Here is a 12432-nt window from a genome sequence, read left to right on the forward strand (position 1 = left end):
GCTCCATTTGGGGCTGCCCGTGAGGATGGCGTGATCGCGGGCTGGTGAGGAGGGCGACGGGGTGCGGGGAGCGGGGTTCGTGGTCCGGCGCGCGCTCGGCCATCGGCTCCTCGTGCTGGCGGCCTCCGCGACCGTGCTGTTCGCCGTCACGATCCTGACCTCGCTCGGCGGCTACGCCGCCACCGTGACCGGTGACGGACTGCGCGCCACGCTGGCCGGAGCGTCCTTCGACGACGCCGGCAGCCGGATCACCACCAGCGTCGCCGCGCACGACATCCCCGCCGCGCAGCGCACGGTCACCGCCGCCGTCCGCAGGACGTACGGGCACGTCCCGGCGGCCATCTCGCTCAGCGCGCGCGGCGACTCGTACGCCCTGCCCGGCCAGGAGCGGAGCCCGCACCCGGAGCTCACGACGTTCGCGACGTACGACGGGCTCGAGGATCACGCCCGGCTCGTCGCGGGCCGCTGGCCGGGCACCACCGGGATCGAGGCCGCGCTGCCCGTGCCGGCCGCGCGGGCGATGCGGCTGTCCCCCGGCCGCACCGTCACCCTGCACAGCCGGGTCGGCGGCCCGCCGGTCACGGTCACGATCACCGGGCTGTTCGAGGCGCGGCACGCGGACGACTGGTTCTGGGGCGGCGACCGGCTCGTCACGACCGGCGTCGAGCGCCTCGGCTACACCACGTTGGGCCCGCTCGTGGTGCCGCCGGCCACGTTCAGCGCGCGCTTCACCACGTCGGTGACCGCCCGCTGGCTCGTGTCCCCCACCATGCGGGACATCCGCGCGGGCGAGCTGGCGGACGTCACCGCGCGGGTCCGCGCCCTGCCCGCCGCGCTCGGCGGCTCCTACAGCGTGAAATCCGCCGCGCCGGACCTGTTGACGCGGGTCGGCCGGGCGCTGCTGGTCGCCCGGTCGACGCTGCTCATCCCGGCGTTGCAGCTGGTGGTCCTCGCCGTGTACACGCTGACGCTCGTCGCCCGGCTCCTCGCGGAGCACCGGCGGGTCGAGGTCATGCTCATGCGCGCCCGTGGCGCGTCGACGCGTCAGATCGCCGCCCTCGCCGCCACCGAGGGCCTGCTGCTCAGCCTCCCGGCGGCGGTGGCCGCGCCGTTCCTCGCGCCGCCGCTCGTACGCGCCGTCGAAGGAGGCACCGCCACCGCCCCGTCGCCCGTCCTGGCCTGGGCGATCGCGATCGCCGGCGCGCTCGCGTGCGCCACCGCCCTGAGCCTGCCGGCGCTGAGCGGCGTGCGGCGCACGTACGTCGCGACCCTCGCCGAGCGCGGCCGTGGCGAGCGGCGGGCCGCGATCCAGCGGGCCGGGGGCGACCTGGCCCTCGTGGTCCTCGCGGCACTGGCGGTCTGGCAGCTCGCGCACTACGGCGGCCCGGTGACCGCGACCGCGACGCGGGGGCTCGGCGTGGACCCGCTCATCGTCGCCGGTCCGGCGCTCGCGCTCCTCGCCGGCGGCGTCCTCATCCTGCGGCTCGTCCCGGTCGCCTCGCGCGCCGGGGAGCGGGCCACCACGCGCGGCCGCGGGCTGGCGCCCGCGGTGGCCACGCGGCAGGTCAGCCGCAGGCCGCTGCGTACCGCCGGCCCCACCCTGCTGCTGGTGATGACGGTGGCCGTGGGCGTGCTGTCGGTCACGACCGGCGTGACGTGGCGGCAGTCACAGGTCGACCAGGCGGACTTCCAGGCCGGCGCCGACCTGCGGGTCACCGCACCGACCGACGACACGTCGCCGCGCACGGCGGGTCAGGGCGGCCGGTACGCCACGCTGCCCGGCGTGACGTCGGTCAGTCCCGTCCTGCGGGCGTTCGGCGGGACCGCCAGTTCGGACGTCACGGTGCTCGCGGTCGACGGCGCCAAGGTCGGCGGCATGCTGCGGACGCCGTTGCCGGTGGACCCGGCACGGCTCGCGGCGGGCCGTACCGGCGCGGCCGTGCCCGTCCCGGGACGGCCGTCGCGGCTGTCCGTCGAGCTGCGCGCCGACGGGACGGGGATCGGCCCCGTGCGGCTCTCAATGATCGTCACCGACGCGTTCCACGTGACGTACGAGGTCGACGCCGGCAGCGTGCCCGCCGACGGGCGCTCGCACACCGAGGACGTCGACCTGTCCACCGCCGCCGGGCCCGGCGGCGTCATCGCCTACCCGATCGCGGTCCGGGGGTTCCGGTTCTCGTACGTCGGCGCGCCCGGCACCCGTCCGGGGGACCTCACGGTGACGATCCCGGCGCTGCGGCCACCGGCCGGTGCGCACTGGGCCGGGCAGGTCACGACGGTCACCGGCGTCGGCCAGAGCCTGCGTTTCGGATCCGGCGGGCTGATGAGCGTGCGCCTGCCCGCCGCGGCCGTCGCCGACTGGCAGTCGGCGCAGCTCATCGGCAGCGCCGTGCTGCGCGGCGGACCGGACGCCGCCGCGCTACCGGCGATCATCACGCGTGACCTCGCGACCCGTGCACGCGTCGGCGTCGGCGGCCGGCTCAGTCTCGACCAGGGCGGCGTCCAGCAGCCGATCACCGTCGCGGGCGTCGTCCCCGCGCTGCCGTCGGTTCCGCCGGACGCGCCCGCGGTGCTGGTCGACTGGGCCGCGCTGGGCGACCGGACCCTCGCCGCCGGCGTCACCGTTCCGACGCCGACCGAATGGTGGCTCGCGGCCCGCGACACCGCGCCGGCCGCCAAGGCGCTCGCCGGGACGACCGTCGTCGACCGGCTCGCGCTGCGGCGCCAGTTGCGCGACGCCCCGCTGGGCCACGGGTTGCGGGGCGCCCTGATCCTCGGGTTCGGCGCCGCGCTGGTGCTCGCGGCGATCGGGTTCGCGGTCCACACGGCCGTGTCGGCGCGGGAACGCGCCGGTGAGTTCGCGATCCTGCGGGCGCTCGGCGTCGACGCGCGGCAGGTCCTCGGGCTCGTCGCCGTCGAGCAGGCGTTCCTCGTCGGGCTGGGCCTGGCCGGTGGCCTGCTGCTCGGCGTCGTGCTGGCCCGTCTCGTCGTGCCGCACGTCGTGCTCACGGCGGGCGCCACGACGCCGTACCCGCCCGTGCACGTCATCCTGCGGTGGCCGACGATCGCCGCCCTGCTCGGCGCGATCGTCGTGCTGCTCGGCGCGGTGCTGCTGCTGTTCGCCCGTTCGCTGCGGCGCGCCCGTCCGCTGGAGGAGCGATGATCCGGCGGACCGCGTGGGCGCACTGGCCGGCACTGCTCGTCCTCGGGCTGCTCGTGCTCGTCACGACGTTCCTGGTCGACGCGGGCCCGCGCACGCTCGTCGCCGGGTACGACCGCGCCGCGCGGGAGACGGTGGCCGGCGCGCCGCCCGGCTCCGCCGACCTCGTCGTGTCGTCCGGGCTGCCGTCGGTCGCGCCGTCCGACGAACAGGCGCGCGGCGCGCGTCTCATCGCGAGCGCGGACGGGCTCGCGACGGCGGCGCGGCAGTGGCGCGCGACGTTCCCGAAGCCGCTGCGGGACACGATCGTGACGGCCGACCACTTCGCCGGCTCGTCGTTCCTGCCGCTCGCGCACGGCGTGAACCAGACGCTCTCCCTGGGCTTCTCCAGCAGCGCGAACGCCCACATCCGGTACGTGTCGGGGCGGCCGCCCGGCCCCAGGCTCGAGACCGCGCTGCCGGAACGCGCGGCGCGGCGGCTGGGCCTGTCGGCCGGCGACGTCGTGCGCACCGCGACCCAGCCGGCCCTCAGCGTGCGCGTCACGGGGCTGTTCGTCCCGGCGGATCCCGGCAACGGGTACTGGGCGTCGCAGTCGCACGCGAAGTTCGCGGACGCCGAGCTGAAGAAGACCCCCGACGGGAACGACGTCACCCTGGCGACCGGGCTGCTCGACCCGGCCGGCTACCGCGCGCTGTGCACCGAGACCCCGTTCGGCGTCAACACCGCCTGGACGTACACACCCGGCACCGCCCGGATCACGGGGCGGTCCGCGACGACACTGCGGAACAACGTTCACCAGGCCGCCGAGGCGATCGCGGGCGACGCCTCGCTGAGCACGCGGCTCGACTGGGTGCTGGACGACTTCACCCAGCGGCTGCGGACGACGCAGGCGCTGCTGTTCCTGTCCGTCTCGGGACTGTTCGCCGCCGCACTCGGCGTGCTGGTCCTCGCCGTCGGGCTCCTGCTCGGCCGCATGCGCACGGGCCTGCACCTGCAGGCGGCCCGCGGAGCCTCGCGGCTCCAGCGCGCCGGGCTGACGGCCGGTGTGACGAGCCTGGTGACGGTGCCTGCCGCGGCCGCCGGCCTCGCGCTGTCCGCGCTGCTCGTCGACGGCCCGGCGCAGACCACGTCGTACGCCGCGGTGGCGATCCTGGTCGGCACGGCGATCGGCGGGCCGGCGGCGGCCGGGCTCCGTCTCCCGGGGCGCCGGCTGGTCGCCGAGGGCCTGGTCGTCGTGCTCGCGGTGGCCGGGACGTACCTCGTCCGGCGGCGGGGCCTGCCCGCCTCCGGGAACATCGATCCGTTCCTGTCCGCCGTGCCCGTGCTCCTGGCCGTGGCCGCCGGGCTGGTGATCCTGCGCGCCCTGCCGTACGTCCTGCGGCCGGTCAAGCGGATGCTCGCGCGGGGGCGGTCGGCGGTCCCGTTCATCGGCGTCGCCCGAGTGTCGACGGCGGCGCTGCCGCTCATCGTCGTGCTGCTGGCCGTCGCGGTCATCGGGTTCGGCTCGACGGTCGAGGCCAGCCTGGGCCGCGCGCAGCGGCTCGCGACGTACGCGTCGGTGGGCGGTGACGCGCGGGTCGACGCGGTCACCATGAGCCGGGACGTGATCGACCGGGTGCGCCGCTCGCCGGGCGTACGGGCCGCCGTGCCCGCGCAGACCGTCCACGCGGCCCGGCTGTCCGTGGACGGTGCGCTCAGCAGCGAGCTGACCGTGATCGGCATCGACCTGCCCGCCTACCGGCGGATGATGGCCGGCACTCCCCTGCGGCCGCCCACGTGGCCGAACGGCCCGGGGATCCCGGCGCTCTTCTCCCCAACCGCGCACGCCCCGAAGACGGGGATCAGCGTGTCGACCGACTACGGCATCGCGATGCCGCTGCGCAACGCCGGCACGGTCACGAACTTCCCGGGCCAGTCCCCCGACGACCCGTTCGTCCTCGTACCGGCCGACGCGCTCGGCCGCGCCACCGGCGGCGGGAACACCGGTTCGGTGTCGATCTTCGTTCGCGGCGACCACATCGACGTGGCGGCACTACGGCGCGCCTCCGTCCAGCCGTCGCTCGGCGCCGCCGAGAAGAACGCGGTGTCGACGTACCGGGAGGAGCACGCCGCGCTCACCGAGGGGACGCTCGGCCATCTGGTCGGGCAGGGGTTCGGCGCGACGGCGGTGCTCGTGACCTGTTACGGGACGCTCGCGATCCTGGTGCTGCTCTTCGCGGGAGCACGGGGACGCGGGCGCGCCGTGTCGTACCTGCGGACGCTCGGGCTGAGCCGCCGGCAGGCGCACTGGCTGGCCGTCGTCGAGATCGCGCCGGTGCTGCTCGTCGCGTTCGCCGCGGGATGGGCGCTCGGGCTCGTCCTGCCCCGTCTCCTGGGACCCGCCATCGACCTGAGCCCGTACACGGGCGGCTCCCAGGTCCGGCACTTCGTGCCGGACCTGGCGGTCTCCGTGCTGCTCGGCGGCGGACTGCTGGTGTTCGCGGCCCTGGAGGTGCTCATCGACGCCCTGGTCGCGACGCGGCGCGGCCTCGGCGGTGTGCTGCGGATCGGAGAGGTATGAGTCTGGACGAACCCGACCTGGCGGAGCTGGAGCGCCGCGCCGGCGGCACCGGGCCGGCGTACGGAGCGGACGCCCACGTCGTCTGCGACAACCTGGTGCGGATCTACCAGACGCAGGGCGTCGAGGTGATCGCGCTGCAGGGCCTGGACCTGCTCATCGGCGAGGGCGAGATGGTGGCGCTCGTCGGCGCGTCCGGGTCGGGCAAGTCGACGCTGCTGAACATCCTCGCCGGGCTGGACGTGCCGACCGCCGGGGTCGCACGGGTGGCCGGGGTGGACCTGCTCGACATGTCGGGCCGCGACCGGCTGCGGTTCCGGCGGGAGCTGGTCGGGTTCGTGTGGCAGCAGACCGCGCGGAACCTCATCCCGTACCTGTCGGCCGTGGAGAACGTCGAGATGCCGATGCGGTTCGCCGGTCTCCGGCGGAACGCGCGGCGTTCGCGCGCCCTCGAACTGCTCGACCTGGTCGGCCTGGCCGACCGGGCCGCGGCGCGACCGGCCGAGATGTCCGGCGGCGAGCAGCAGCGCGTCGCCATCGCGGTGGCCGTCGCGAACGGGCCGAAGGTCGTCCTCGCCGACGAGCCGACCGGCGAGCTCGACACGGCGACCGGTGCGTCGGTGTTCGCCGCCCTCCGCACGGCGAACCGGTCGCTCGGCGTCACGACCGTCATCGTCACCCACGATCCGGACGTCGCCGGCAACGTCGACCGTACGGTCGGCATCCGGGACGGCCGGACGAGCAGCGAGATCCTCCGCCGCACCTCCGAGTCCGGGGACGTGGTCGTCGCGGAGTACGCCGTGCTCGACCGCGCGGGACGGCTGCAGTTGCCGCGGTCGTTCACCTCGGCGCTGGAGATGAAGGACCGGGTACGCCTGGAACTGGAGACGGACCACATCGGAGTCTGGCCTGATGATCACCGTTGAGGGGCTGAACAAGTCGTACGGCGCCAACCACGTCCTCCGGGACGTGGGCTTCACCGTCGACGCCGGAGAGCTCCTGGCCGTGCGCGGCCGCTCCGGCTCGGGCAAGACGACGCTGCTGAACCTCATCGGCGGGCTCGACGCCCCGTCCTCGGGCCGGGTCGTGATGGGCTCGTGGGAGGTGACCTCGCTCGGCCCGGCCGAGCTGCAGCGCATGCGGCGGGAGACGGTCGGGTTCGTGTTCCAGTCGTTCGGGCTGATCCCGGTGCTGTCGGCGGCGGAGAACGTCGGCGTGCCGCTGCGGCTGACGCGGACCCCGGCCCGCGCCCGCGAGGAGCGCGTACGGCTGCTGCTGGCCATGGTCGGCCTCGCCGACCATGCCCGGCAGCGCCCGTACGAACTGTCCGGCGGCCAGCAGCAACGCGTCGCCATCGCCCGCGCCCTGGCCCGGTCGCCCCAGGTCCTCATCGCGGACGAGCCGACGGGACAGCTCGACTCCGAGACGGCCCAGTCGATCATGCAGTTGATCCGTGCCGTGGTCCGCGACCAGGGCGTGACCGCCGTGGTCGCGACCCACGACCCCCTCCTGGTCCGCCAGGCCGACCGCGTCATCGAACTCCGCGACGGCGCCGTGCGCTGAGCCCACCGGCCGCGCGCGCCGGGTCGACGGCCCGCGTTCGCCACCGTGCGGCCGCAGGGCGCGACGTGGCGACCGCCCATGCGCGATCTGGCGACTCCGCCGCCGGGGAACCGCATAGTCTGCCTCGTCCGTCCGAGACCCGAATGACGTACGGCACGAGACGCACGGGTGGCGATGGCGGGGAGACGTTGGTGGCCGGTGTCGATGTGCGCGCTGGCCCTGGCGGTCGTGTCGTGCGGCGGACGGGGCGCCCCTGCCGCCTTGCCGAGCACGTCGCCGTCCACCGCTGACACGTCCCCGGCCCGCGCCCGCGAGGAACGCGGGCGGCCGCCGCCGGCCGTGGCGGGTGGCCGGGCCGTGTCACGATCCGGCCACGACCGGATCGTGGTCGCGGGACGGCGGTCGTGTTATCCACCGATAGGGGCCTCCATCGGCCGCCTCGGCGGGCTCGGCCACCGCAGCGGGCCCGGCAACGCGACCCCTCGCGGAAGGACGGGAGCACATGAGAACGGGAAATCTGCTCGCGGCGCTCGGAATCCTCGTCGGCGGTTTAGCGGCCGCTCAGAGCGTGGCCACCGCCGACGCCATCATCCCCATCGGTCCCGACCAGGGATTCCACGGCCTGGTGAACGGCGTGCACGCCAACGCGGTGATCAAGGTGCTGTGTCCCGGCCCGACCATTCCGGGCCAGACCGGGCACCCCGTCTCGGGGCAGCCGCTCGCGGTGGCCCCGGGGGCGGTCTCGACGAAGGACGGCGGATACACCGGCAGCCTGGGCACCGCCGTCACCGTCGGCCTCTCCGCGGTGTCGACCGGCGAGCCGATCGTGTTCCACGCGTACAACGTCCCCCAGGACATCCCGACGACGATCTGGCTGCCGTGCTCCGGCACCGGCACCGTCCGGTTCGTCCCCCAGCCCACGAGCGACACCGCCATCCCCGACGGCGTCACCGTCACCTTCGTCAACATCGCCGTATAACGACTGACGCGGGTCGCCCCCGGTAGGGACCGGACCCCAGGAGACCTTCACGGAGTGCGGACCGACGCTGATCGTGATGTCCAGGTGCCCTCCCAGGGCCGTCGCGGGCTTTGGCCGGGGGCAGGCGATACTGGGTCGCCATGGACCTGGTCACGTCGGCTCGGGGCGGATGCTGGCGCTCGGCGTCGTTGCTGGCGAAGGCGGCGCTGGCCGGATTGCTGCTGTTCGCGCTCGCTCATCCCGAGTGGGACCGGTTCGCCGACAAGGCGATGGGGACCCGCGCGATCGCCTACCCGCTCGCGGCGTTGCTCGTGCCGGCCGTCTGGGCGGTGTGGCGTCGTCTGCGCGGCCCGGTCCGCTATCCCTGGGACGTCGACGCGCTCCTCGTCCTCCCCTTCGTCATCGACGTCGCCGGCAATGCGGCCGATCTGTACGACACGGTCGACTGGTTCGACGACGCGTGCCACTTCGGCAACTGGTTCCTGCTCAGCGCCGCCGTAGGCGCCGCGCTGCGGCGCGGCGCGAGCCTGCCCGCGTGGGTGCTCGCCCTGTGCTGCGCCGGGATCGGCGCCATCGCGGCGATCCTCTGGGAGGTCGCCGAATACCTCTCCTTCATCATGAACACCCCCGAGACGGTCGGCATCTACCGGGACACCATCGGGGACGAGATCCTCGGCCTGTCCGGCGCGGCTCTCGCGGGAATCGCGACCGCGATCGGCGCGCGTAAGCGCCGGCCGACGGGCGGTGACGCGGACCTGGCGGCATAGCGGCCGTCTCGGCGGCGTCAGCGCACCGCACGGAGGGGATCGGCTGCGCGCTTGATGTCCGGTCTATGCTCCGCGCATGTCGATCACGGATCAGGAGTTGGCGCTGACCGCGGCGCAGGCGGGAGCCGCTGTCGTGCACGCCATGTACGGCGCGTCGCTGGCGCGCTTCGAGAAAACCGCGGGTGACTTCGCCACGGCGGCGGACGTCGAAGCGGAGAAGGCCATCCTCGACGTCATCCGCGCCGCCCGGCCCGATGATGCCATCACGGGCGAGGAGAGCGGGCGTGCGGGTCCGGAGGGCGCGGAGCGCGGGTGGCTGGTCGATCCGCTGTGCGGCACGCTGAACTACGCCGTGCGCAACATGCTGGTCGGGGTGAACGTCGCGCTGCGCGTGGGCTCCGAGGTCACGGCTGCGGCCTGCGCCGACCCGTTCGCCGGTGAGGTGTTCTGGACCGATGGCGCTCGCGCGTACGTCCGCCGCGACGGCGCGGACGAGCCGCTCGAGCCCTCATCGGACTCGCGGCTGGTGGACGTCAACCTCGATCCGCCGTTCCCCAACGAGCCGGACTTCCGGGCCGTTCGGCTGCTCGCCGACGCCGGGTTCGTCGAGCGGTTCCGGCCGCGGGTCGTCTCCACCACCCTGGCGGTGGCGTGGGTCGCCGCCGGTCGGCGGGCCGCGTACGTCACCGATGGTCATCTGCGGGACAGCGTGCACTTCGCCGCCGGGATCGCCTTGTGCCAGGCGGCCGGCTGCGTGGTGACCGGCATCCACGGTCAGCCCCTGCACACCGGCGCGGGCGGGCTCGTCGTGGCGGCCGACCAGGAGACGCACGCCGCGCTGCTGGAACTCATCGGCGCCCAGCGCCCGCTGGGCTCGCCGTCGGTGTTGCCGGGATAGAAGGCGTGCACAGGACGAAGCGCGGTCCACTACGGCGGCGAAGTGGCCGTCTCGGCGGCGCGGGCGGCTATCCGCCGTGTCCGTCGGGGATGACCGGCAGCTTCTGCGTCAGCACACTCTCGGAGGCGACGGTCGCCTTGGCGAAGACGGTCTTCTGGTGACGCAGTGCGCCGTTCTCCCGCAGCAGGTCGTCGGCTTCGGCGCGCAGCCGGGCCACCCTCGCGCTCATCCGTACGTGGACGGCCACCCCGCCCACTCCGACCCCGACCGCGAACGCGGCCAGCGCGGGAATCCACGGCGCGGCGACCGCGGCGACCGCCAGAGGCAGCACGATCAAGATCACGCGGGCCTTGTCGGCCGCCCGGTCCAACGCGGCGTTGAGACGCCTCGGGATCTTCACGCTTGCTTCCTCCCACGACCGCACCCGATCCGACAGCGAAGGTCGTTCTTCCACCAGGAGCCGGAACATAACCTCGGGGATCTGCAGGCGGCCTCGGCGCGATCCGCAGCGCCCTCGACGACGTCGAGGAACGCCGCTTCACCCCCACCGCGCTCGCCGCGCGAGCCGACCGCGTCCCGGACGCCTGACGACGCATACGCGGACCCGGGTGGCATGAATGGGGAGACGCGCGTCACACCCGGCCGGCGTGTCACATTTTCGCGGGCCGTGCCGTCAAGGAGGTGTAACAGCCACCCCGGCAAGGAGATCACGATGGAAGCCCGGCTCAACTACTACGGCAACCCGGTCGCGGCGAAGTTCGCGAAGTACATCAACTCGGCGGGCAAGGTCGTGGGGGACTCGACGCTGCCGGCCGCGACGCAGGAACTGGTGAAGATCCGCGCCAGCCAGATCAACGGCTGCGGCGTCTGCCTCGACATGCACACCAAGGACGCCGCGCACGCCGGGGAGACCTCGCTGCGCCTCAACCTGATCGCGGCCTGGAGGGAGGCCAAGGTCTTCACCGAGGCCGAGCGCGCCGCCCTGGAACTGACCGAGCAGGGCACCCGCGTCGCCGACGCCGCTGGTGGCGTCACGGACGAGGCCTGGGCGAACGCGGCCAAGCACTACGACGAGGAGCAGCTCACCGCCCTCGTGTCCCTGATCGCCCTGATCAACGCCTATAACCGCATGAACCTCATCACCCAGCAGCCCGCCGGCGACTACCAGCCCGGCCAGTGGGGATGACCGACCGTCGGCCCGGCCCGGCCTCCCCTCGCGAGGCCGGGCCGGGTCGACCTGCGACCGGTTCTTGACCTTCGAGTCGACTCGAATGTCTACCGTCGGTCCTGTGCGCATCTCTCAACTCGCCGAACGTACCGGCGTCCCGGCCACCACGCTGCGCTTCTACGAGACCGCCGGTCTGTTGCCGGCGGACCGGACCCCGGCCGGATACCGCAGCTACGGCCCGGACGCGATCGAGCGGCTGTCGTTCATCGGCGCCGCCAAGCACTTGGGCCTGCCGCTGGAAGAGATCGCCGAACTGCTGCTGGTCTGGGAGTCCGGCGCCTGTGCGGACGTGAAGGCCGACCTGCGGCCTCGGGTGGCCGCACGCCTAACGGAGGCCGAACGCCGTACCGCGGAGCTGACCGCCTTCGCCGCCTCGCTGCACCGGGCGCTGGCCCGCCTGGACGCCCTGCCCGACCGGGCCGGCCGGTGCGATCCCGAGTGCGGCCTCCTCACCCCGCCGCCGGCCGAGTCGTCCCCATGCGCGGAGCGCGACGGCGAACGGTGGCGCACCGCACCGGTGGCCTGTTCGCTCACCGGCCAGGACGTGGCCGAACGCGCCGCGCACTGGCAGCGGCTCCTGGCCGGTGCCGGGCGAGAACCCATCGACGAGGGCGTACGGCTCACGCTGCCCGCCGAGCACGCGGGCGAACTCGCCGCGCTCGCCGCCGAGGAACAGCGGTGCTGCCCGTTCTTCGACTTCCGCCTCCACCTGGACGGCCCCGTGGCGCACCTGGAGGTCCGAGCCCCCGCCGACGGCGCTACCCTGCTCACCGACCTGTTCGGCCCAGCCACCTGACCGGCCGTCGTCCTGCGGCCCGAAAGCCGGGCCGCTGCTCAGAAAGATCCGTGCCGTCATGCTCGTCGCCCGCTCGATCGCCCTGTTCCTCCTCGCCGCGCTCTTCGAGATCGGCGGTGCCTGGCTGGTCTGGCAGGGCGTACGCGAGCACCGTGGCTGGGTCTGGATCGGGGCCGGCATCGTCGCGCTGGGCGTCTACGGCTTCGTCGCCTGCGGTCAGCCCGATACGCACTTCGGCCGGATCCTGGCCGCCTACGGCGGCGTCTTCGTCGCCGGATCACTCGCCTGGGGCATGGCCTTCGACGGATTCCGCCCCGACCGCTGGGACGTGATCGGCGCGCTGATCTGCCTCGCCGGGGTGGCCGTCATCATGTACGCCCCACGCGGCCACTGACGCCCACCGGCGTACGCGGCGATCTCGCAAGCGCCGTGATCACTGGCAAATGACGTCCATAGAACGCAGCGATCGCCAGTGATCACCGA

The 12432-nt window shown here is 74.1% G+C and carries 11 protein-coding genes; 10 read left to right on the top strand and 1 reads right to left on the bottom strand.

Annotated elements, in window-relative coordinates; translation table 11 throughout:
* Positions 1-61: 61 nt before the first annotated feature.
* From ABD978_RS18455 to ABD978_RS18485, 7 genes are all read left to right on the top strand, one after another.
* Positions 62-3163, top strand: a complete 3102-nt coding sequence (locus tag ABD978_RS18455; RefSeq protein ID WP_345355351.1) for an FtsX-like permease family protein — start codon at positions 62-64, stop codon at positions 3161-3163.
* A complete protein-coding gene (locus ABD978_RS18460) occupies positions 3160-5721 on the top strand; it encodes an FtsX-like permease family protein (protein ID WP_345355354.1) in 2562 nt (853 codons plus the stop codon). The genes ABD978_RS18455 and ABD978_RS18460 overlap by 4 nt, the downstream gene beginning before the upstream one ends.
* Positions 5718-6644 (top strand): ABC transporter ATP-binding protein, encoded by a 927-nt coding sequence (locus ABD978_RS18465; RefSeq protein WP_345355357.1) that lies wholly within the window; start codon positions 5718-5720, stop codon positions 6642-6644. The genes ABD978_RS18460 and ABD978_RS18465 overlap by 4 nt, the downstream gene beginning before the upstream one ends.
* Positions 6631-7281: an ABC transporter ATP-binding protein gene (locus ABD978_RS18470; RefSeq protein ID WP_345355360.1), complete on the top strand. Its 651-nt coding sequence runs from the start codon at positions 6631-6633 to the stop codon at positions 7279-7281. The genes ABD978_RS18465 and ABD978_RS18470 overlap by 14 nt, the downstream gene beginning before the upstream one ends.
* A 502-nt stretch (positions 7282-7783) precedes the next feature.
* Positions 7784-8260, top strand: a complete 477-nt coding sequence (locus ABD978_RS18475; RefSeq protein WP_345355362.1) for a hypothetical protein — start codon at positions 7784-7786, stop codon at positions 8258-8260.
* 140 nt (positions 8261-8400) lie between these two features.
* Complete coding sequence (locus ABD978_RS18480; protein ID WP_345355365.1) at positions 8401-9027, top strand: DUF2238 domain-containing protein; 627 nt, start codon at positions 8401-8403, stop codon at positions 9025-9027.
* A gap of 76 nt (positions 9028-9103) precedes the next feature.
* On the top strand, positions 9104-9925 hold the full coding sequence (locus tag ABD978_RS18485; RefSeq protein ID WP_345355368.1) for an inositol monophosphatase family protein: 822 nt from the start codon (positions 9104-9106) through the stop codon (positions 9923-9925).
* A 67-nt stretch (positions 9926-9992) separates the two neighbouring features.
* On the opposite strand, the gene ABD978_RS18490 is transcribed toward ABD978_RS18485, so the two are convergent.
* On the bottom strand, positions 9993-10325 hold the full coding sequence (locus ABD978_RS18490; RefSeq protein ID WP_345355371.1) for a hypothetical protein: 333 nt from the start codon (positions 10323-10325) through the stop codon (positions 9993-9995).
* A 312-nt stretch (positions 10326-10637) separates the two neighbouring features.
* On the opposite strand from ABD978_RS18490, the gene ABD978_RS18495 reads away from it, so the two are divergent.
* The 3 genes from ABD978_RS18495 to ABD978_RS18505 all read left to right on the top strand — a co-directional run bounded on the left by ABD978_RS18495 (position 10638) and on the right by ABD978_RS18505 (position 12343).
* Positions 10638-11111, top strand: coding sequence for a carboxymuconolactone decarboxylase family protein (locus tag ABD978_RS18495; protein ID WP_345355374.1), 474 nt, complete (start codon positions 10638-10640; stop codon positions 11109-11111).
* Between the two features lie 103 nt (positions 11112-11214).
* Complete coding sequence (locus tag ABD978_RS18500; RefSeq protein WP_345355377.1) at positions 11215-11949, top strand: MerR family transcriptional regulator; 735 nt, start codon at positions 11215-11217, stop codon at positions 11947-11949.
* A gap of 58 nt (positions 11950-12007) precedes the next feature.
* On the top strand, positions 12008-12343 hold the full coding sequence (locus ABD978_RS18505; protein ID WP_345355380.1) for a YnfA family protein: 336 nt from the start codon (positions 12008-12010) through the stop codon (positions 12341-12343).
* Positions 12344-12432 lie beyond the last annotated feature (89 nt).

This window comes from Actinoallomurus liliacearum, assembly GCF_039542035.1.
In the GTDB taxonomy this organism is placed as follows: Bacteria; Actinomycetota; Actinomycetes; order Streptosporangiales; family Streptosporangiaceae; genus Actinoallomurus; species Actinoallomurus liliacearum.

Bases quoted from the DNA above. Each gene is read 5' to 3' on its own strand.
- ABD978_RS18460 (WP_345355354.1), top strand. From the start codon at position 3,160: ATGATCCGGCGGACCGCGTGGGCGCACTGGCCGGCACTGCTCGTCCTC.
- ABD978_RS18465 (WP_345355357.1), top strand. From the start codon at position 5,718: ATGAGTCTGGACGAACCCGACCTGGCGGAGCTGGAGCGCCGCGCCGGC.
- ABD978_RS18470 (WP_345355360.1), top strand. From the start codon at position 6,631: ATGATCACCGTTGAGGGGCTGAACAAGTCGTACGGCGCCAACCACGTC.
- ABD978_RS18475 (WP_345355362.1), top strand. From the start codon at position 7,784: ATGAGAACGGGAAATCTGCTCGCGGCGCTCGGAATCCTCGTCGGCGGT.
- ABD978_RS18480 (WP_345355365.1), top strand. From the start codon at position 8,401: ATGGACCTGGTCACGTCGGCTCGGGGCGGATGCTGGCGCTCGGCGTCG.
- ABD978_RS18485 (WP_345355368.1), top strand. From the start codon at position 9,104: ATGTCGATCACGGATCAGGAGTTGGCGCTGACCGCGGCGCAGGCGGGA.
- ABD978_RS18495 (WP_345355374.1), top strand. From the start codon at position 10,638: ATGGAAGCCCGGCTCAACTACTACGGCAACCCGGTCGCGGCGAAGTTC.
- ABD978_RS18505 (WP_345355380.1), top strand. From the start codon at position 12,008: ATGCTCGTCGCCCGCTCGATCGCCCTGTTCCTCCTCGCCGCGCTCTTC.